Here is a 23,053-nt window from a genome sequence, read left to right as displayed (position 1 = left end):
CGTTGATTCGGAGCACATGATCATGGAAACGACCAACGACAGGCTCGTCGAAGCACTTCGCACCTCCCTCAAGGAAGCCGAGCGGCTCCGGCAGCAGAACAGCGCGCTCCTTGCGGCGTCGAGCGAGCCGATCGCGATCGTGGGTGCGGGCTGCCGGTTCCCGGGCGGTGTGACGGGTCCCGAGGAGTTCTGGGACCTGGTGGCCGGCGGTGTCGACGCGGTGGGCGCCTTCCCCGCCGATCGCGGCTGGGAGGCCTTCGAGGAGGCGTTCGGCCGAGGGCAGACGTACCGGCGACAGGGCGGATTCGTCTACGACGCGACCGAGTTCGACGCGGGGTTCTTCGGGATCAGTCCGCGCGAGGCGCTGGCGATGGACCCGCAGCAGCGGCTGCTGCTGGAGACCTCCTGGGAGGCGATCGAGCACGGCGGGATCGACCCGAAGTCGCTGCACGGGTCCGCGACCGGCGTGTTCATCGGAGCGAACACGTCGGGGTACAGCTCGGTGCTGCCCGTCGAGGACGAGAGCCTGGACGGCTACCGGCTGATCGGCGCGGTGTCGGCGGTCGCCTCGGGCCGGATCTCGTACTGCCTGGGCCTGACCGGTCCGGCGGTGACGGTGGACACGGCGTGCTCGTCGTCGCTGGTGGCGATGCACCAGGCGATCCTGGCGCTGCGGGCCGGTGAGTGCTCGATGGCGCTGGCCGGCGGCGTGGCGGTGATGGTGTCGCCGGGTGCGTTCATGGAGTTCGGGCGTCAGGGCGGTATGGCGTCGAGCGGTCGGTCGAAGGCGTTCTCGGAGGAGGCCGACGGGATCGGTTGGGGCGAGGGCGCGGGCATGGTGCTGTTGGAGCGCCTGTCCGATGCCCGCCGCAATGGCCACCAGGTGCTGGCGGTGATCCGGGGGAGTGCGGCGAACCAGGACGGTGCGTCGAACGGTCTGGCGGCGCCGAACGGTCCGTCGCAGCGGCGGGTGATCCGCGCGGCGCTGGCGAACGCGCAGCTGTCGGCGGCGGACGTGGACGTGGTCGAGGCGCACGGGACGGGCACGACGCTGGGCGACCCGATCGAGGCGCAGGCGTTGCTGGCCACCTACGGGCAGGCTGAGGACCGTGCCGCCGACCGGCCGCTCTGGCTGGGGTCGGTGAAGTCCAACATCGGGCACTCGCAGTGTGCGGCCGGTGTGGCGGGTGTGATCAAGATGGTGATGGCGCTGCGGCACGAGGTGCTGCCGAGGACGCTGTTCGCCGAGGAGCCGTCCTCGCACGTGGACTGGACGTCCGGGAACGTGCGGCTGCTGAGCGAACCGGTGGAGTGGCCGGCGGGCGAGCGGCCGCGGCGTGCGGGTGTGTCGGCGTTCGGCGTGAGCGGGACGAACGTCCACCTGATCGTGGAGGAGGCTCCGGCGGCCGTCGAACCCGAGGCGCGGGAGGCCCGGGTGCTTCCGGTGTTTGCCGGTGGGGCGTCGGCCTGGCCGGTCTCCGGTCAGAGCGCTGCGGCGCTCGCCGGTCAGGCGGGCCGACTGCGTGAACACGTCGCGGAGCGGCCGGAGTTGTCGGTTGGCGATGTCGCGTGGTCGCTCGCGATGACGCGTGCGGCGCTGGAGCGCCGGGCCGTCGTGCTCGGCGCGGACCGGGATGAACTGGCGGCGGGGCTGACGGCCGTCGCCACCGGGCAGCCGGCGGCGGGTGTGGTCACGGGGTCGGTGGCGGCCGCCGGTGTGGGGCGGACGGTGTTCGTCTTCCCGGGGCAGGGGAGCCAGTGGGTCGGGATGGGGCGCGAGTTGGCAGAGGCCTCGCCGGTCTTCGCCGCGAAGTTGGCGGAGTGTGCTAAGGCCCTGGCGCCTTATGTGGACTGGCAGTTGGAAGATGTGCTGGCGGGCCTTCATGGTTTTGAAGCCGCTGATGTGGTGCAGCCGGCGCTGTGGGCGGTGATGGTCTCGCTCGCCGCCGTCTGGGAGGCGGCCGGTGTCGCTCCGGACGCTGTGGTGGGTCACTCGCAGGGCGAGATCGCTGCCGCCGCGGTGGCCGGGATTCTCTCCCTCGACGATGCCGCGAAGGTGGTCGCTCTGCGGAGCAAGACCCTGAAGGTGCTGGCTGGTCGCGGCGGGATGCTGTCAATCGCCGAGCCGGTGGAGGGCGTCCGTACCCGGATCGCGTCGTACGGCACCCGCCTTTCCATCGCGGCAGTGAACGGCCCGTCGGCGACGGTGGTTTCCGGTGACGCCGATGCGCTGCGTGAACTGGCGGACGCCTGTGGGGATTCGCCGCGTGCCCGGATGATTCCGGTGGACTACGCGTCCCACAGCGCCCATGTGGACGAGCTGCGCGAGGAGATCCTCTCGGTTCTCCAGGGCATCACTCCGAGTGAGGCCCGCATCCCCATGGTCTCCGCACTGACCGGCGCGTGGCTGTCCGGCCCCGAGCTGGACCCGACGTACTGGTACGCGTCCCTCCGGGAGACCGTCGAGTTCGACCGCGCCGTGCGGATCCTCGGCGACGCGGGCCACGGTGTGTTCCTGGAGGTCTCCCCGCACCCGGTGCTGACCCCGGCGATCGCCGACAGCCTGGAGGACCGCTCCCCGGTCGTCGTGGGCACCCTGCGACGCGACGAGGGCGGCGCGCAGCGGTTGCTGACCTCGCTCGCCGAGGCGTACGTCCAGGGCGCCCCCGTCGACTGGGCGTCGGTGCTCGGCGACGGCACGACCGTCGCGCTGCCGACCTACGCGTTCCAGCGGCGCCGCTACTGGCCCGAGGCCCGTACGAAGCCGTCGGTGGACGACTGGCGCTACCGCATCACCTGGCAGCCCTCCACCGCTCGTGGCCCGGCGGACCTGTCCGGCACCTGGCTGGTCGTCGGCGACGGCCCCGAGGCGGCGACGGTCGCCGAGGCGTTGGCTGGTCAGGGTGCCGAGGTCGTGACGGCCGTTGGCCCGGAGCAGCTTGGCGCGGTGCCGGCCGAGGGCGTGGCCGGTGTGGTGTCGCTGCTGGCCCTGGACGAGACGCCGCTCGCCGACCACCCGTTGGTTCAGCGCGGGCTGGCGGAGACCGTCGAGCTGGTGCAGGCGTTGGGCCGGGCCGGGGTCACGGCTCCGCTGTGGGTGCTGACCCGCGGCGCGGTGGCCGTCGGCCCGGACGAGGTGACGACGAGCCCGGTGCAGACCCAGGTCTGGGGTCTCGGCCGTACGGTCGGTCTGGAGCACGCGGACCGCTGGGGCGGTCTGGTCGACCTGCCGCCGGTGGTGGACGCCGATGCCGCCGCTCGTCTGGTCGGCGTCTTCGCCGACGGCAGTGAGGACCAGGTCGCGGTGCGGCCGTCCGGGGTGTTCCTGCGCCGGCTGGTACGGGCGGAGGCCCGGCGCGTCGAGTCGGAGGACTGGTCGCCGCGCGGCACCGTCCTGTTGACCGGCGGCTCGGGTGCGATCGGCGTGGTCCTCGGTCCGTGGCTTGCCGAGCACGGTGCGCCGAGGGTGGTTCTGACCTCCCGGTCCGGCCCGTCGGCGCCCGGGGTGGCGGCGCTCGCGGCCACGCTGGCGCAGGCTGGTTCGGCCGTCGAGGTCGTGTCGTGCGACCTGTCGGTGCGCGAGCAGGTGACCGGCATGGTGACGTGGATCGAGGCCTCCGGTCCCGGCCTGTCCACCGTCCTGCACTCGGCGAACACCCCGTTCCTCGCACGGCTGGAGGACACCGACCGCGACGGGCTCGCCCTGGCGGTCGGCGCGAAGGCGGCCGGCGCCGTCCACCTGGACGAGGCGACGGCGGACCTGGGCATCGACGAGTTCGTGATGTTCTCCTCGATCTCCGCCACGTGGGGCAGCAACGACCACGCCGCGTACGCCGCCGGGAACTCCTTCCTGGACGGGCTTGCCGAGGACCGTCGGGCCCGTGGCCTGCCCGGGACATCGATCGCCTGGGGTGTCTGGAACACCCGCGACTGGGACGCCGTGGACGCGGCGATGGACCAGGCGCCGGGCCGGGTGACCCCGCACCGGCTGCTGCGGCAGGGCATGAACTTCCTCGACACCCAGCGGGCGCTGACCGCGCTGGGTGAGGTCCTCGCGGACGATGAGACCTTCATCGCGGTCGCGGACGTGGAGTGGGAGAAGTTCGCGCCGGTGTTCACGGCCGCCCGCCCGCGCCCGCTGCTGGACACCATTCCGGAGGCCCAGGAGGACACCGCCCCTCGTACGGTCGACGAGCAGCGCGGCGAGTTCGCCGCGCGCCTGGCGGGCCTGTCGGTGGCCGAGCGGCGCCGGACCGTCGTGGAACTGGTCCGGGCCCAGGCCGCCGCGGTGCTGGGGCACGACTCCGTGGACGAGATCGTGGCCAGCCGGGCGTTCCGGGAGCTGGGCTTCGACTCGCTGACCGCCGTCGAGCTCCGCAACCGTCTCAACGCGGCCGTGGGCGTCCGGCTGCCGTCCACGGTGATCTTCGACCACCCGAGCGCCTCGGCGCTGGCCGACGAGATCCTGGCCGCGCTGTTCGGCACGGACGCGGACGAGGGCCAGACCGTGACGGCGGCGGCGGTGTCGACCGATCCGATCGCGATCGTCGGCATGGCCTGCCGTTACCCGGGTGGTGTCCGGACGCCCGAGGAGCTGTGGGACCTCCTGGCGGCGGGCGGGGACGCGATCGGCGCCTTCCCGGCCGACCGCGGCTGGGACGTCGACGCGCTCTTCGACCCGGACCCGGACGCCGAGGGCTCGACCTACGTGGTCGAGGGCGGATTCCTCAGCGGGGCCGCGGAGTTCGACGCCGGGTTCTTCGGCATCAGCCCGCGCGAGGCCCTCGCCATGGACCCGCAGCAGCGGCTCCTGCTGGAGACCTCCTGGGAGGCCGTCGAGCGGGCCGGCATCGACCCGAAGTCGCTGCACGGCTCCGCGACCGGCGTCTTCGTCGGCGCGGCTTCCTCCGGCTACATCGGCGCCGCGAGCGGCGAGGCGGGAGCCCAGGCCCACCTGATCACCGGGAACGCGCTGAGCGTGCTCTCCGGCCGGATCTCGTACTCCCTGGGCCTGGTGGGCCCGGCGGTGACGGTGGACACCGCGTGCTCCTCGTCCCTGGTCGCGCTGCACCAGGCGGTGCAGGCGCTGCGGTCGGGCGAGTGCGAGGTCGCCCTCGCCGGCGGTGTGACGGTGATGGCCGACCCCGGCGAGTTCGTCGGCTTCTCGCGCCTGCGGGCGCTCGCCTCCGACGGCCGCTGCAAGGCCTTCGGCGAGGGCGCGGACGGCATGGGCATCGGCGAAGGCGCCGGCATGCTCGTGCTGGAGCGGCTCTCCGAGGCGCAGCGCAAGGGCCGTCGGGTCCTGGGCCTGGTGCGCGGCTGCGCGATCAACCAGGACGGCGCGTCGAACGGTCTCACGGCGCCGAACGGTCCTGCCCAACGGCGGGTCATCCGGGCGGCGTTGGCGAGTGCGCAGCTGTCGGCCGCGGACGTGGACGTGGTCGAGGCGCACGGGACGGGTACGGAGCTGGGCGACCCGATCGAGGCCGGTGCGCTGCTGGCGACCTATGGCCAGGAGCGGTTCGAGGACCGGCCGTTGTGGCTGGGGTCGGTGAAGTCCAACATCGGGCACGCCCAGCAGGCCGCGGGTGTGGCCGGTGTGATCAAGATGGTGCTGGCACTGCGGGCCGGGGTGCTGCCGAAGACGCTGCACGCCGATGAGCCGTCCTCGCACGTGGATTGGGAGACGGGCAACGTCCGTCTGCTGCAGGACGAGGTGGCGTGGCCGGCGGGCGAGCGGCCGCGCCGAGCGGGTGTGTCGGCCTTCGGCATCAGCGGCACCAACGCGCACGTGATCATCGAAGAGGCCCCGGCCGCGATCGACCCGAGCGACCCGGCTCCCGCCCCGGCGCTGGAGAGCGGGGTCCAGGCGTGGGTGGTGTCCGGTCGTAGCGCGGTGGCGCTGGCCGGTCAGGCGGGCCGACTGCGTGAACACGTGCTGGCGCGGCCGGAGTTGTCGGTCGGCGACGTCGCGTGGTCGTTGGCGACGACGCGTGCGGCGCTGGAACACCGGGCCGTCGTGCTCGGCGGCGAGCGGAGTGAGCTCGCGGCGGGTCTCGCGGCGGTGGCCACCGAGCAGCCGGCGGCGGGTGTGGTGACCGGGTCGGTGGCTGCCACGGGGGTGGACCGGACGGTGTTCGTCTTCCCCGGCCAGGGGAGCCAGTGGGTCGGCATGGGTCGCGAGCTGGCCGAGTCGTCCCCTGTCTTCGCCGCGAGGTTGGCGGAGTGTGCCGAGGCTCTCGCGCCCTACGTGGATTGGCAGTTGGACGATGTGCTGGCGGGCCTTCACGGTTTCGAGGCCGCTGATGTGGTGCAGCCGGCGCTGTGGGCGGTGATGGTGTCGCTGGCTGCGGTGTGGGAGGCGGCGGGTGTCGCTCCGGACGCTGTGGTGGGTCACTCGCAGGGCGAGATCGCGGCGGCAGCCGTCGCGGGGATTCTCTCCCTCGACGATGCCGCCAAGGTTGTCGCTCTGCGGAGCAAGACCCTGAAGGCGCTGGCTGGTCGCGGTGGGATGCTGTCGATCGCGGAGCCGGTGGCGGGTGTTCGGGCGAGGATCGCGTCGTACGGCACCCGCCTTTCCATCGCGGCGGTGAACGGCCCGTCGGCGACGGTGGTTTCCGGTGATGCGGACGCGCTGGGTGAACTGGCGGACTCCTGTGGGGATTCGCCGCGTGCCCGGATGATTCCGGTGGACTACGCGTCGCACAGCGCCCACGTGGACGAGCTACGGGAGGAGATCCTCTCGGTTCTCCAGGGCATCGCTCCGACCGAGGCTCGTATCCCGATGGTGTCGGCGCTGACCGGCGCCTGGTTGTCGGGCCCCGAGCTGGACCCGGCGTACTGGTACGCGTCGCTCCGCGAGACCGTCGAGTTCGACCGCGCTGTGCGGATCCTCGGCGACGCGGGACACGGCGTGTTCCTGGAGGTCTCCCCGCACCCGGTGCTGACCCCGGCGATCGGCGACGCCCTGGAGGCGCTGTCCCCGGTCGTCGTGGGCACCCTGCGACGCGACGAGGGCGGCGCCCAGCGGCTGCTGACCTCGCTCGCCGAGGCCTATGTGCGGGGGCTCCCCGTCGACTGGGCCGGGCTCCTGGGCGGTGGTTCGACGGTGGATCTGCCGACGTACGCGTTCCAGCACCGTCACTACTGGCCCGAGGCGGTGGCCGAGGTTGCCGAGGGTTCCGTCGTCGACGCCGAGTTCTGGGCGGCGGTCGAGGGCGGGGACGCCGACGGCCTGGCGGCGGCGTTGAACATCGACGGTGACCGGCTGGGTGAGGTGCTGCCGGCGCTGGCCGACTACCGGCGCCGTGAGCGGGCCGGCTCGGCGGTCGCGGACTGGCGGTACCGGGTGTCGTGGGCGCCGGTGAGCGAGTCCAATGGGGTCCTGGCCGGGACGTGGCTGCTGGTCGGGGACGGCACCGACGCAGGCGTCGTGGCGAAGGCGTTGGCGGATCACGGTGCCGATGTCGTCACTGCGGACCGTCCTGACCGGATCGGTCAGACCGTGGCCGCGTGCTCCGATCTGCGGGGTGTGGTGTCGCTGCTGGCGCTGGACGAGTCGCCGGAGGAGGCGGGTCCGTGGGTGTCGCGTGGTGGTGCTGACACGCTCGCGCTGGTTCAGGAGCTTGGCCGGCTCGGTGTGTCCGCTCCGCTGTGGGTGGTCACGCGGGGTGCGGTGCGGGCGGTCGCGGGTGATGTGGTGCGGCCGGTGCAGGCGCAGCTGTGGGGTCTGGGTGCCGTGGCGGCGCTGGAGTTGGCGGGCCGCTGGGGCGGCCTGATTGACCTGCCGACAACGGTGGATGCGCGTACGGGTGCGCGGCTGGCGTCGGTCCTGGTCGGGGATGAGGACCAGGTGGCGGTGCGTGCGGGCGGTGTGGTGGCGCGGCGGTTGGTGCGCGCTGGCCGTCCGGTCGTGCGTGAGGCGTGGTCGCCGCGTGGCTCGGTGCTGGTGACGGGTGGCACGAGCGGCGTGGGTGCGATCACCGCCCAGTGGGTGGCGGATCGTGGCGCGTCGCGAGTGGTGCTGACGTCCCGTTCGGGTCCGGGCGCCGCCGGTGTGGCGGAGTTGGCGGCCTCGATCGCAGCTCGTGGATCGGCAGTTGACGTGGTGACGTGTGACGTCGCCGACCGCGCCTCCGTGGCGAGCCTGCTCGACTCGATCGACGCGACGGGTCCGGCGCTGTCGTCGGTGGTCCACTCGGCCGGAACGGGCGGGCGGACGCCGGTGGAGCAGCTGTCGGTGGCCGAGCTGTCGCGGCTGCTGTCGGCGAAGGTCGGCGGCGCCATGGTGCTGGACGAGTTGACGGCAGGTCGGGATCTCGACGCGTTCGTGCTGTTCTCGTCGGGCGCGGGTGTCTGGGGCAGCGGTGGCCTGGGCGGTTACGCTGCGGCGAACGCGCACCTGGACGCGTTGGTGGAGGACCGCCGTTCCCGTGGTCTGGTGGCCTCGTCGGTCGCCTGGGGCCTGTGGGCCGGCGTCGGCATGGCGGCCGGCTCGGGTGGCGACCGGTTGCGCGAGTTCGGCATGGAGGGCATCGACGGGCGTCGGGGCATGCTGGCGCTGGGCCAGGTCCTGGACGCCGGTGAGGGCGCGATGGTGGTGGCCGGCTTCGACTGGCCGCAGTTCGTGCCGACCTACACCCTCTACCGGGCCAGCCGTCTGCTGGCGGACCTGCCCGAGGTCCGTGCGGTCCTGGCCGCCGAGGCCGCCGTCACCACGACGACCGAGGAAGTCGGCGCGTGGGCAGTCCGGTTGGCCGGGATGCCGGTCGCTGAGCAGCGCCAGGTCCTGACCGACCTGGTGCGCGGTCACGCGGCCGCGGTCCTCGGCCATGACTCGGCGGAGGACGTGCTGCCGCAACGCGCGTTCAAGGAGCTGGGCTTCGACTCCGTCGGAGCCGTCGAGCTGCGGAACCGCCTCTCCAAGGAGGTCGGTGTCAAGCTGGCCTCCACGATGGTCTTCGACCACCCGAACGCCACCGCCCTCGCGGACTACGTACGAGGTGAGCTGGTCGGCACCGGCGGAGCGGACGACGGCGATCCGGTGCTGGAGACCCTGGAGCGGCTGGCCGCCGAACTGGACTCCGTCGACGGGGGAGCCGACGCGCGCCAGGACATCACCGAGCGCATGCAGACCCTGCTGTCCCGGTGGATGCGGCGCGGCGCCCCCGGTGCCGGCGCGGAGGACGGTGGCGCCGCCGTCACCCGGCAGACCGTGGCCGGACAGCTCAACGAAGCCTCGGCCGACGAGGTTCTGGACTTCATCAACAAGGAACTGGGGGCGTCGTGATGATCTCCGGTGCTCAGATCAAGACGACGTCGAGGAGGACCCACGATGGCCGATGAGAAGCAGCTGCTCGACGCTTTGAGGAAGCTGGCCGCCGAGCACTTCGAAACCCGTGAGCGGGTCAAGGAGCTGGAGTCCGGCGCCCGCGAGCCGATCGCGATCGTGGGCATGGGGTGCCGGTACCCGGGCGGGGCGGTCGGTCCCGAGGAGTTCTGGAACCTGGTGGCCGACGGCGTCGACGCGGTGGGCGGGTTCCCGTCCGACCGCGGCTGGGAGGCGTTCGACAACCAGGGCGGATACCGCCGGCAGGGCGGATTCGTCTACGACGTGGCCGACTTCGACGCGGGGTTCTTCGGGATCAGTCCGCGTGAGGCGCTGGCGATGGACCCGCAGCAGCGGCTGCTGCTGGAGACCTCGTGGGAGGCGATCGAGCGCGCGGGGATCGACCCGCGGTCGCTGCACGGCTCGGCGACCGGCGTCTTCGTCGGTGCGAGCCACGCCGGTTACGAGGCCAGCCTGCCCGTCGAGGACGCCAGCCTGGACGGCTACCGGCTGATCGGTACGGTGTCGTCCGTGGCGTCGGGCCGGATCTCGTACTGCCTGGGTCTGACCGGTCCGGCGGTGACGGTGGACACGGCCTGCTCGTCGTCGCTGGTGGCGATGCACCAGGCGATCCTGGCGCTGCGGGCCGGTGAGTGCTCGATGGCGCTGGCCGGCGGTGTCGCGGTGATGGTGTCGCCGGGTGCGTTCATGGAGTTCGGGCGTCAGGGCGGTATGGCGTCCAGCGGCCGGTCGAAGGCGTTCTCGGAGGAGGCCGACGGGATCGGCTGGGGCGAGGGCGCGGGCATGGTGCTGTTGGAGCGCCTGTCCGACGCCCGGCGCAACGGGCACCAGGTACTGGCGGTGATCCGTGGCAGTGCGGCCAACCAGGACGGTGCGTCGAACGGCCTGTCCGCGCCGAACGGTCCCTCGCAGCGGCGGGTGATCCGCGCGGCGCTGGCCAACGCCCAGCTGTCGCCCTCCGACGTCGACGCGGTGGAGGCCCACGGCACGGGTACGACGCTCGGTGACCCGATCGAGGCGGGCGCGCTGCTGGCCACGTACGGCCAGGAGCGGTTCGAGGACCGGCCGTTGTGGCTGGGATCGGTGAAGTCCAACATCGGGCATTCGCAGTGCGCGGCCGGTGTGGCGGGTGTGATCAAGATGGTGATGGCGCTGCGGCACGAGGTGCTGCCGAAGACGCTGTTCGCCGAGGAGCCGTCCTCGCACGTGGACTGGACGTCCGGGAACGTGCGGCTGCTGAGCGAGTCGGTGGCGTGGCCGGCGGGTGAGCGGCCGCGTCGTGCGGGTGTGTCGGCGTTCGGTGTGAGCGGGACGAACGTCCACCTGATCGTGGAGGAGGCCCCGGCGGCCGTCGAGGCGGCGGCTGAGCCGGCGGGCCAGGAAAACCCGGTACTCACCGGAGCGGCGGGTGTGGCCTGGCCGGTCTCCGGTCGCAGCGTGGCGGCGCTGGCCGGTCAGGCGGGTCGGCTGCGTGAACACGTGGCGGAGCGGCCGGAGTTGTCGGTCCGCGATGTGGCGTGGTCGCTCGCGACGACGCGTGCGGCACTGGAGCACCGGGCCGTCGTGCTCGGTGGCGAGCGGAACGAGCTGGCGGCGGGGCTGACGGCCGTCGCCGCCGGGCAGCCGGCGGCGGGTGTGGTCACGGGGTCGGTGGCGGCCGCCGGGGTGGGGCGGACGGTGTTCGTCTTCCCCGGTCAGGGCAGCCAGTGGGTCGGGATGGGGCGTGAGCTGGCGGAGGCCTCGCCGGTGTTCGCGGCGCGGCTGGCGGAGTGTGCCGAGGCTCTGGCGCCTTATGTGGACTGGCAGTTGGACGACGTTCTGGCGGGCCGGCACGGTTTCGAAGCCGCTGATGTCGTGCAGCCGGCACTGTGGGCCGTGATGGTCTCGCTCGCCGCCGTCTGGCAGGCGGCTGGTGTCGCTCCGGACGCGGTGCTGGGTCACTCGCAGGGTGAGATCGCCGCTGCGGCCGTCGCGGGGATCCTGTCCCTCGATGACGCCGCCAAGGTGGTGGCTCTGCGGAGCAAGACCCTGAAGGTGCTGGCCGGTCGTGGTGGGATGCTGTCGATCGCGGAGTCGGTGGACGGTGTCCGCGCCCGGATCGCCCCGTACGGCACCCGCCTTTCCGTCGCGGCGGTGAACGGCCCGTCGGCGACGGTCGTCTCCGGTGACGCCGACGCGCTGCGTGAACTCGCCGAGGCATGCGGGGATTCGCCGCGTGCCCGGATGATCCCGGTGGACTACGCGTCCCACAGCGCTCACGTGGACGAGCTGCGCGAGGAGATCCTGACCGTCCTCGACGGGATCCGGCCTCGTGAGGCGCAGGTCCCGATGGTCTCCGCGCTGACCGGTGCATGGCTCGCGGGCCCGGAGCTGGACCCCGCCTACTGGTACGCGTCGCTCCGGGAGACCGTGGAGTTCGACCGCGCCGTGCGGATCCTCGGCGACGCGGGCCACGGTGTGTTCCTGGAGGTCTCGCCGCACCCGGTGCTGACTCCGGCGATCGGTGACAGCCTGGAGGACCGTTCCCCGGTGGTCGCAGGCACCCTGCGGCGCGACGAGGGCGGTGCTCAGCGCCTGCTGACCTCGCTCGCCGAGGCGTACGTCCAGGGCGCCCCCGTCGACTGGGCGTCGGTGCTCGGCGCCGGGACGACCGTCGCGCTGCCGACCTACGCGTTCCAGCGGCGCCGCTACTGGCCCGAGGCCCCGGCAGTGGAGCGCGCGAAGCTGTCGGTGGACGACTGGCGCTACCGCATCACCTGGCGGCCCTCTGCCGCGAGCGGCCCGGCGGACCTGTCCGGCACCTGGCTGGTCGTCGGCGACGCCCCCGACGCGGCCACGATCGCCGAGGCGCTGACGGCGCGTGGCGCCGAGGCGGTGCGGACGACGCTCGCGGGCCTCGACGAGGCCATCGCAGGAGCGGGCGGGGACGTGCGCGGTGTGGTGTCGCTCCTGGCGCTCGACGAGTCGCCGGACGCCGAGTTCGCGTGGCTGTCCCGGGGCAGCGCCGACACCCTCGACCTGGTCCAGAGGTTGGGCCGGGCCGGGATCACCGCTCCGCTCTGGGTGCTGACCCGTGGCGCGGTGCAGGTCGCCGCCGACGAGGTGACGACCAGCCCGGTGCAGACCCAGGTCTGGGGTCTCGGCCGTACGGTCGGCCTGGAGCACGCGGACCGTTGGGGCGGCCTGCTCGACCTGCCGCCGGTGCTGGACGCCGAGGCCGCCGCTCGTCTGGTCGGCGTCCTCGCGGACGGCAGTGAGGACCAGGTCGCCGTACGGCCGTCGGGTGTGTTCCTGCGCCGCCTGGTGCGGGCCGAGGCCCGGCGCGTCGAGTCGGAGGACTGGTCGCCGCGCGGCACCGTCCTGCTGACCGGTGGCACCGGCTCGATCGGCGTCTGCATCGGCCCCTGGCTTGCCGAGCACGGCGCGCCGAGGGTGGTTCTGACCTCCCGGTCCGGCCCGTCGGCGCACGGCGTGGCGGCGCTCGCCGCCGCCGTGGCGAACGGCGGCTCGGCCGTCGAGGTCGTCAGCTGCGACCTGACGGAGCGTGCGCAGGTCACGGCGATGGTGTCGTGGATCGAGGACACCGGCCCCGGCCTGTCCACCGTCCTGCACTCCGCCAACGCGCCGATCCTGGCCCGGGTGGAGGACACCAGCCGGGAGGAGCTGGCCGTCGCGGTCGGCGCGAAGGCGGCCGGCGCCGTCCACCTGGACGAGGCGACGGCCGACCTTGGCATCGACGAGTTCGTCCTCTTCTCGTCGATCTCGGCGACCTGGGGCAGCAACGATCACGCCGCCTACGCGGCCGGGAACTCCTTCCTGGACGGGCTCGCGGAGGACCGGCGCGGCCGGGGCCTGCCGGGGACCTCGATCGCGTGGGGTGTGTGGAACACCCGCGACTGGGACGCCGTCGACGCGGCGATGGACCAGGCGCCCGGTCGTGTCACCCCGCACCGGCTGCTGCGGCAGGGCATGAACTTCCTCGACACCCAGCGAGCGCTGACCGCGCTCGGCGAGATCCTGGCCGACGACGAGACCTTCATCGCCCTCGCGGACGTCGAGTGGGAGAAGTTCGCGCCGGTCTTCACGGCTGCACGGCCTCGCCCGCTGCTGGACACCATTCCGGAGGCCCAGGAGGACACGACGGTCCGTCGTGACGAGGACGGGCGCGGTGACTTCGAGCTCCAGCTGGCCGGCCTGTCGGCGGCCGAGCGGCGCCGGACGGTCACCGAACTGGTGCGGACGCACGCGGCCGCGGTGCTGGGCCACGAGTCGGTGGACGAGATCGTGGCCAGCCGGGCGTTCCGGGAGCTGGGCTTCGACTCGCTGACCGCCGTCGAGCTCCGCAACCGCCTGAACACCGCGTGCGGCCTGCGGCTGCCGTCCACGGTGATCTTCGACCACCCGAGCGCGTCGGCGCTGGCCGACGAGATCCTGGCCGCGCTGTTCGGCACGGACGCGGACGAGGGCCAGACCGTGACGGCGGCGGCGGTGTCGACCGACCCGATTGCGATCGTCGGTATGGCCTGCCGCTACCCGGGCGGCGTCCGGACTCCGGAGGAGCTGTGGGACCTCCTGGTCGCGGGCGGGGACGCGATCGGCGCGTTCCCGGCCGACCGCGGCTGGGACATCGAGGCGCTGTTCGACCCGGACCCGGACGCCGAGGGCTCGACCTACGTGGTCGAGGGCGGATTCCTCAGCGGGGCCGCGGAGTTCGACGCGGGGTTCTTCGGGATCAGCCCGCGCGAGGCGATGGCGATGGACCCGCAGCAGCGCCTGCTGCTGGAGACCTCCTGGGAGGCGGTCGAGCGGGCCGGCATCGACCCGAAGTCGCTGCACGGCTCCGCGACCGGCGTGTTCATCGGCGCGGCGTCGTCGGGCTACATCGCGACGGGCGCCACCGTCCCGGGCGCCGAGGCGCACCTGATCACCGGGAACGCGCTGAGCGTGCTCTCCGGCCGGGTGTCGTACACGCTGGGCCTGAACGGGCCCGCGGTGACCGTCGACACGGCATGCTCGTCGTCCCTGGTCGCGCTGCACCAGGCGGGCCAGGCCCTGCGGTCGGGCGAGTGCTCGATGGCGCTGGCGGGCGGCGTGACGGTGATCGCCGACCCGGCCGAGTTCGTCGGCTTCTCACGCCTGCGGGCGCTCGCCTCCGACGGCCGCTGCAAGCCCTTCGGCGAGGGCGCCGACGGCATGGGCATCGGCGAGGGCGCGGGCATGCTCGTGCTGGAGCGCCTCTCGGACGCCCGCCGCAACGGGCACCAGGTGCTCGGCGTGCTCCGGGGGAGCGCCGTCAACCAGGACGGCGCCTCCAACGGCCTGTCCGCGCCCAACGGCCCGGCCCAACGGCGGGTCATCCGGGCGGCGTTGGCGAGTGCGCAGCTGTCGGCGGCGGACGTGGACGTGGTCGAGGCGCACGGGACGGGTACGGAGCTGGGTGACCCGATCGAGGCGGGTGCGCTGCTGGCGACGTACGGCCAGGAGCGGTTCGAGGACCGGCCGTTGTGGCTGGGGTCGGTGAAGTCCAACATCGGTCATGCCCAGCAGGCCGCGGGTGTGGCCGGTGTGATCAAGATGGTGCTGGCCCTGCGGGCTGGTGTGCTGCCGAAGACCCTGCACGCGGACGAGCCGTCCTCGCACGTCGACTGGGAGACGGGCAACGTTCGTCTGTTGCAGGACGCGGTGGAGTGGCCGGCGGGCGAGCGGCCGCGTCGGGCGGGTGTGTCCGCCTTCGGGATCAGCGGCACCAACGTCCACCTGATCGTGGAGGAGGCCCCGGCGGCCGTCGAGGCGGCGGTTGAGCTGGCGGGCCAGGAGAACCCGGTACTCACCGGGGCGGCGGGTGTGGCCTGGCCGGTCTCCGGTCGTGGCGCGACCGCGCTGGCCGGCCAGGCGGGTCGGCTGCGCGAGTACGTGCTGGCGCGGCCGGAACTGCCGGTGGGCGACGTCGCGTGGTCGCTGGCCACGACGCGATCGGTGTTCGAGCAGCGTGCGGTGGTGCTGGGCGGTGAGCGGGGCGAGCTGGCGGCGGGTCTCGCGGCGGTGGCCACGGGGCAGCCGGCGGCGGGTGTGGTGACCGGGTCGGTGGCGGCCGCCGGGGTGGGGCGGACGGTGTTCGTCTTCCCGGGGCAGGGGAGCCAGTGGGTCGGGATGGGGCGTGAGCTGGCGGAGGTCTCGCCGGTGTTCGCGGCGCGGCTGGCCGAGTGTGCTGCGGCTCTCGCTCCTTACGTGGACTGGCAGTTGGATGACGTTCTGGCGGGCCGGCACGGTTTCGAGGCCGCCGACGTGGTGCAGCCGGCGCTGTGGGCCGTGATGGTGTCGCTGGCTGCGGTCTGGGAGGCGGCTGGTGTCGCTCCCGATGCGGTGGTGGGTCACTCGCAGGGTGAGATCGCTGCCGCCGCTGTGGCCGGGATCCTGTCGCTGGAGGACGCGGCGAAGGTCGTGGCTCTGCGGAGCAAGACCCTGAAGGCGCTGGCGGGTCGTGGCGGGATGCTGTCGATCGCCGAGCCGGTGGCGGGTGTCCGGACGCGGATCGCCCCGTACGGTTCCCGCCTTTCCATCGCGGCGGTGAACGGCCCGTCGGCGACGGTGGTTTCCGGTGACGCGGACGCGCTGCGTGAACTGGCGGACTCCTGTGGGGATTCGCCGCGTGCCCGGATGATCCCGGTCGACTACGCGTCGCACAGTGCCCACGTGGACGATCTGCGAGAGGAGATCCTCTCGGTTCTCCAGGGCATCGCTCCGACCGCGGCCCGGATCCCGATGGTGTCGGCGCTGACCGGCGCCTGGTTGTCGGGCCCCGAGCTGGACCCGGCGTACTGGTACGCGTCGCTCCGCGAGACCGTCGAGTTCGACCGCGCTGTGCGGATCCTCGGCGACGCGGGCCACGGTGTGTTCCTGGAGGTCTCGCCGCACCCGGTGCTGACCCCGGCGATCGGCGACGCCCTGGAGGCGCTGTCCCCGGTCGTCGTGGGCACCCTGCGACGCGACGAGGGCGGCGCGCAGCGCCTGTTGACTTCGCTCGCCGAGGCGTATGTCCAGGGCGCCCCCGTCGACTGGGCGTCGGTGACGGCCGGCGGTACGACCGTCGCGCTGCCGACCTACGCGTTCCAGCACCGCCACTACTGGCCCGCCTTGGACGGTCGCCGTTCCGAAGCGGGCGAGGCCACCGGTGCGGAGGCGGGTTTCTGGACCGCGGTGGAGAGTGGTGATGTCACCGCGCTCGCCGATCTGCTCGGGGTGGACCCGGCGGATGCCGCGCTGGGCGCGCTGACCGACTGGCGGCGCCGTGAGCGAGCCGGCTCGGCGGTTGCCGATTGGCGGTACCGGGTGTCGTGGGCGCCGGTGAGCGAGTCCAACGGGGTCCTGGCCGGGACGTGGCTGCTGGTGGGGGAGTCCCCGGATGCCGCTGCCGTCGCGGAGTCGCTGGAGCACCACGGGGCAACTGTGGTCCGCTCGGCTCCGGACGGTGTCGCCGCTGCGGTGGCCGCGTGCTCCGATCTGAGGGGTGTGGTGTCGCTGCTGGCGCTGGACGAGTCGCCGGAGGAGGCGGGTCCGTGGGTGTCGCGTGGTGGCGCTGACACGCTCGCGCTGGTTCAGGAGCTTGGCCGGCTCGGTGTGTCCGCCCCGCTGTGGGTGGTCACGCGGGGTGCGGTGGGTGCGGTCGCGGGTGATGCGGTGCGGCCGGTGCAGGCGCAGCTGTGGGGTCTGGGCGCTGTCGCGGCGCTGGAGTTGGCGGGCCGCTGGGGCGGCCTGATCGACCTTCCGGCTGCCATGGACGCCCGCGTCGGTGCGCGGCTGGCGTCCGTCCTGGTCGGGGATGAGGACCAGGTCGCGGTGCGTGCGGGCGGGGTGGTGGCGCGGCGGTTGGTGCGTGCTGGTCGTCCGGTCGTGCGTGAGGCGTGGTCGCCGCGTGGGTCGGTCCTGGTGACGGGTGGCACGAGCGGCGTTGGTGCGATCACGGCCCAGTGGGTGGCGGATCGTGGTGCCTCGCGGGTCGTGCTGACGTCCCGTTCGGGTCCGGGTGCCGCCGGTGTGGCGGAGTTGGCGGCGTCGATCGCAGCTCGCGGTGCGGCAGTCGAGGTGGTGGCGTGTGACATCGCCGACCGCGCCTCCGTGGCGGAGATCCTGGACCGTATCGACGCGACGGGTCCGGCGCTGTCGTCGGTGGTCCACTCGGCCGGGACGGGCGGGCGGACGCCGGTGGAGCAGCTGTCGGTGGCCGAGCTGTCGCGGCTGCTGTCGGCGAAGGTCGGCGGCGCCACGGTGCTGGACGAGTTGACGACCGGCCGTGATCTCGACGCGTTCGTGCTGTTCTCGTCGGGCGCGGGTGTCTGGGGCAGCGGCGCTCTGGCTGGCTATGCGGCGGCGAACGCGCACCTGGACGCGTTGGTGGAGGACCGCCGTTCCCGTGGTCTGGTGGCCTCCTCGATCGCGTGGGGCCTGTGGGCGGGCGTCGGCATGGCGGCCGGCTCGGGTGGCGAGCGGTTGCGCGAGTTCGGCATGGAGGGCATCGACGGACGTCGGGGCATGCTGGCGTTGGGCCAGGTCCTGGACGCCGGTGAGGGTGCGATGGTGGTGGCCGGTTTCGACTGGCCGCAGTTCGTGCCGACCTACACCCTGCACCGACCGAGCCGTCTGCTGGCGGACCTGCCCGAGGTCCGTGCGGTCCTGGCCGCCGAGGCCGCCGTCGAGTCCACCACCGAGGAAGTCGGCGCGTGGGCAAGCCGGTTGGCCGGGATGCCGGTCGCTGAGCAGCGCCAGGTCCTGACCGACCTGGTGCGCGGTCACGCGGCCGCGGTCCTCGGTCACGAGTCGGCGGAGGACGTGCTGCCGCAACGCGCGTTCAAGGAGCTGGGCTTCGACTCCGTCGGAGCCGTCGAGCTGCGGAACCGCCTCTCCAAGGAGGTCGGTGTCAAGCTGGCCTCCACGATGGTCTTCGACCACCCGAACGCCACCGCCCTCGCGGACTACCTGCGGGGCGAACTCGTCGGCACCGGCGGCCAGACGGCCCAGGCCGACGGCGCGGTCCAGGTCGTGGCCGCGGCGATCGGCGAGCCGATCGCGATCGTCGGCATGGGCTGCCGGTACCCGGGCGGTGTGACGGGGCCCGACCAGTTCTGGGACCTGCTCGTCGCGGGGACCGACACGATCAGCGAATTCCCGACCGACCGAGGCTGGGAAGCCGTCGAGGAGGGCTTCGGCCAGCGGCAGGCGTACCGCCGACAGGGCGGATTCGTCTACGACGTGGCCGAGTTCGACGCGGGGTTCTTCGGGATCAGCCCGCGTGAGGCGCTGGCGATGGACCCGCAGCAGCGGCTGCTGCTGGAGACGTCCTGGGAGGCGATCGAGCGCGCGGGGATCGACCCGAAGTCGCTGCACGGCTCGGCGACCGGCGTCTTCGTCGGTGCGAGCCACGCCGGCTACGACGCGAGCCTGCCGGCCGACGACCGGAGCCTGGACGGCTACCGGCTGATCGGCACGGTGTCCGCCGTCGCCTCGGGCCGGATCTCGTACTGCCTGGGCCTGACCGGCCCCGCCATCACGGTGGACACGGCCTGCTCGTCCTCCCTGGTGGCGATGCACCAGGCGATGCTCGCCCTGCGGTCGGGCGAGTGCTCGATGGCGCTGGCCGGCGGTGTCGCGGTGATGGTCTCGCCCGGCGCGTTCATGGAGTTCGGCAGCCAGGGCGGCATGGCCTCCAGCGGCCGGTCGAAGGCGTTCTCGGACGAGGCCGACGGCATCGGCTGGGGCGAGGGCGCGGGCATGGTGCTGCTGGAGCGTCTCTCGGACGCGCGCCGTAACGGGCACCAGGTGCTGGCGGTGATCCGCGGGAGCGCGGCCAACCAGGACGGTGCGTCCAACGGTCTGGCGGCGCCCAACGGCCCCTCGCAGCGGCGGGTGATCCGCGCGGCACTGGCCAACGCGCAGCTGTCGCCCTCCGACGTCGACGCGGTCGAGGCCCACGGCACCGGCACCTCGCTCGGTGACCCGATCGAGGCGGGCGCGCTGCTGGCGACGTACGGCCAGGAGCGGTACGAGGACCGGCCGTTGTGGCTGGGCTCGGTGAAGTCCAACATCGGCCACACCCAGTGCGCCGCCGGCGTCACCGGCGTGATCAAGATGGTGATGGCGCTGCGAAACGGCATGCTGCCGAAGACCCTGCACGCGGACCAGCCGTCGACCCACGTGGACTGGGAGACGGGCAACGTCCGTCTGCTCCAGGACGCGGTGCGGTGGCCGGCGGGCGAGCGGCCGCGCCGTGCGGGGGTGTCGGCCTTCGGTGTGAGCGGCACCAACGTCCACCTCATCCTGGAGGAGGCGCCCGACGTCGAAGCCGAGGAGCTGGAAGCCGAGGTGCTTCCGGTGCTCGCCGGTGGGACGTCGGCCTGGCCGGTCTCCGGCCAGAGCACTGCGGCGCTCGCGGGGCAGGCGGGTCGACTGCGTGAACACGTGCTGGCGCGGCCGGAGTTGTCGGTCGGCGACGTCGCGTGGTCGCTCGCGACGACGCGTGCGGCGCTGGAGCACCGGGCCGTCGTGCTCGGCGGTGAGCGGGGCGAGCTCGCTGAGCGTCTGGCGGCGGTGGCGACGAAGCAGCCGGCGTCCGGTGTGGTGACCGGTTCGGTGGCTCCTGGCGGGGTGGGGCGGACGGTGTTCGTCTTTCCCGGTCAGGGGAGCCAGTGGGTCGGTATGGGCCGCGAGCTGGCGGAGGCCTCGCCGGTCTTCGCCGCGAAGTTGGCGGAGTGTGCTAAGGCCCTGGCGCCTTATGTGGACTGGCAGTTGGACGACGTTCTGGCGGGCCGGCACGGCTTTGAGGCCGCCGATGTGGTGCAGCCGGCGCTGTGGGCGGTGATGGTCTCGCTCGCGGCGGTGTGGGAGGCGGCGGGTGTCGCTCCGGACGCGGTGGTGGGTCACTCGCAGGGCGAGATCGCGGCGGCCGCCGTCGCGGGGATTCTCTCCCTGGACGATGCCGCGAAGGTCGTGGCTCTGCGGAGCAAGACTCTGAAGGCCCTGGCCGGTCGTGGCGGGATGCTGTCGATCGCGGAGCCGGTGGACGGTGTCCGCGCCCGTATCGCCCCGTACGGTTCCCGGGTGTCGGTCGCGGCGGTGAACGGTCCGTCGGCGACGGTCGTGTCCGGTGACGCGGACGCGCTGCGTGAACTGGCGGACGCCTGTGGGGATTCGCCGCGTGCCCGGATGATTCCGGTGGACTACGCCTCGCATAGCGCCCATGTGGACGAGCTGCGCGCGGAGATCCTCTCGGTTCTCCAGGGGATCACGCCGACCGAGGCCCGCATCCCCATGGTCTCCGCGCTGACCGGCGAGTGGCTGTCCGGCCCGGAGCTGGACCCGGCGTACTGGTACGCGTCCCTCCGGGAGACCGTCGAGTTCGACCGCGCCGTGCGGATCCTCGGCGACGCGGGACACGGCGTGTTCCTGGAGGTCTCCCCGCACCCGGTGCTGACCCCGGCGATCGGTGACAGCCTGGAGGACCGCTCCCCGGTCGTCGCAGGCACCCTGCGACGCGACGAGGGCGGCGCCCAGCGCCTGCTGACCTCGCTCGCCGAGGCCTATGTCCAGGGCGCCCCCGTCGACTGGGCGGCGGTGCTCGGCGGCGGCACGACCGTCGCGCTGCCGACCTACGCGTTCCAGCGGCGCCGCTACTGGCCCGAGGCCCCGGTGCTGGAGCGTACGAAGCTGTCGGTGGACGACTGGCGCTACCGCATCACCTGGCAGCCGTCCGCCATCAGCGGTTCGGCGGTCCTGTCCGGGCCCTGGCTGCTGGTCGGGGACGCGCCGGACGCCGGTGCGGTGGCCGACGGGCTGGCGGGTCGTGGTGCCGAGGTCGTGCGGACGACGCTGGCGGGCCTCGACGAGGCCATCGCCGGTGCCGGTGCGGATGTCCAGGGCGTGGTGTCCCTCCTGGCGCTGGACGAGACGCCGGACGCCGAGTTCGGGTGGGTTCCGCGCGGCAGCGCCGACACCCTCGACCTGGTGCAGAGGCTGGGCCGGGCCGGGATCGCCGCTCCCCTCTGGGTGCTGACCCGTGGCGCGGTGCAGGTCGCCGCTGGCGAGGTGACGACCAGCCCGATCCAGACCCAGGTCTGGGGTCTGGGCCGGGCCGTGGGCCTGGAGCACGCGGACCGCTGGGGCGGTCTGGTCGACCTGCCGCCGCTGGTGGACGTCGAGGCGGCGGCCCGGCTGGCCGGCGTGCTCGCGCACGGCCGGGAGGACCAGGTCGCGCTGCGTCCGTCGGGTGTGTTCCTGCGCCGCCTGGTGCGGGCTGAGGAGCACCGGCCCAAGGCCGGGGCCTGGAGCCCGAAGGGGACGGTCCTGCTGACCGGCGGTACGGGCTCGATCGGTGTCTGTGTCGGCCCGTGGCTGGCCGAGCACGGCACGCCGAGGGTCGTTCTGACCTCCCGTTCGGGTCCGGCGGCGCCCGGGGTGGCGGCGCTGGCCGCCACCGTCGCGGCTGCGGGCACCGCCGTCGAGGTCGTGTCGTGCGACCTGACGGAGCGTGCGCAGGTCACGGCCATGGTCGCGTGGATCGAGGACTCCGGCCCCGGCCTGTCCACCGTCCTGCACTCGGCGAACACGCCGTACCTGGCCCGACTCGAGGACACCAGCCGCGAAGGCCTGGCGGCGGCACTGGGCGCGAAGGCGGCCGGCGCCGTCCACCTGGACGAGGCGACGGCGCACCTGGGCATCGACGAGTTCGTGATGTTCTCCTCGATCTCGGCGACCTGGGGCAGCAACGACCACGGCGCCTACGCGGCGGGCAACTCCTTCCTGGACGGCCTCGCCGAGGACCGTCGCGGCCGGGGCCTGCCCGGGACATCGATCGCCTGGGGTGTCTGGAACACCCGCGACTGGAACGCGGTCGACGCGGCGATGGACCAGGCTCCCGGTCGCGTCACCCCGCACCGGCTGCTGCGGCAGGGCATGAACTTCCTGGACACCGACCGGGCCCTGACGGCGCTCGGCGAGATCCTGGCCGACGACGAGACGTTCATCGCCCTGGCGGACGTCGAGTGGGAGAAGTTCGCGCCGGTCTTCACGGCCGCCCGCCCGCGCCCGCTGCTGGACACCATTCCGGAGGCGCAGGAGGACACCTCCTCCGGCCGTCCGGAGGACGACCAGCGCAATGAGTTCGCCGCCCGGCTGGCGGGCCTGTCGGCCGCCGAGCGGCGCCGGACCGTCGTGGAGCTGGTGCGGACGCACGCCGCCGCGGTCCTCGGCCACGACTCGGCGGACGAGATCATGGCGAGCCGGGCGTTCCGCGAGCTGGGCTTCGACTCGCTGACCGCCGTCGAGCTCCGCAACCGCCTGAACAGCGCGTGCGGGGTGCGGGTGCCGTCCACGCTGGTCTTCGACCACCCGACCCCGGAGGCGGTGGCGGACTTCCTGATCACCGAGCTGACCGGGAGGGAACTGGTCGGCCACACGGCCGTGCTGGACGAGTTCGAGCGGCTGGCCGCCGGGCTCACCCCGTCGGACGACGAGACCCGCGCGGAGATCGTCGCCCGCCTCGAGGCGCTGACCCAGCGCTTCCGCGCCGTCCGCGAGACCGGGGCGGACGGGACGGGCGAGGCCGACGAGCGCGCTCTCCAGGAGGCCACCGCCGACGAGCTGTTCGCCCTCCTGGAGGACGAGCTCGACGACCCGGACTTCGACTGACCATGCCGGGACCGTCGGCGCCAACTC

The 23,053-nt window shown here is 73.3% G+C and carries 2 protein-coding genes; both read left to right on the top strand.

The genetic code is table 11. From position 1 onward, the window contains the following. Positions 1-22: 22 nt before the first annotated feature. On the top strand, positions 23-9,289 hold the full coding sequence (locus tag ACLWS4_RS02940) for a type I polyketide synthase (protein WP_416873263.1): 9,267 nt from the start codon (positions 23-25) through the stop codon (positions 9,287-9,289). A 45-nt stretch (positions 9,290-9,334) separates the two neighbouring features. Beyond that, positions 9,335-23,026 (top strand): type I polyketide synthase, encoded by a 13,692-nt coding sequence (locus tag ACLWS4_RS02935; protein WP_416873262.1) that lies wholly within the window; start codon positions 9,335-9,337, stop codon positions 23,024-23,026. Positions 23,027-23,053 lie beyond the last annotated feature (27 nt).

Origin of the sequence: Kitasatospora sp. SC0581 (assembly GCF_048159585.1) — a bacterium.
GTDB lineage: Bacteria > Actinomycetota > Actinomycetes > Streptomycetales > Streptomycetaceae > Kitasatospora.
This window is presented reverse-complemented; position numbering and strand designations above follow the sequence as displayed.

What these genes read in the sequence shown, in the direction of transcription:
- ACLWS4_RS02940 (WP_416873263.1), top strand. Translation starts at nt 23, where the DNA reads ATGGAAACGACCAACGACAGGCTCGTCGAAGCACTTCGCACCTCCCTC.
- ACLWS4_RS02935 (WP_416873262.1), top strand. Translation starts at nt 9,335, where the DNA reads ATGGCCGATGAGAAGCAGCTGCTCGACGCTTTGAGGAAGCTGGCCGCC.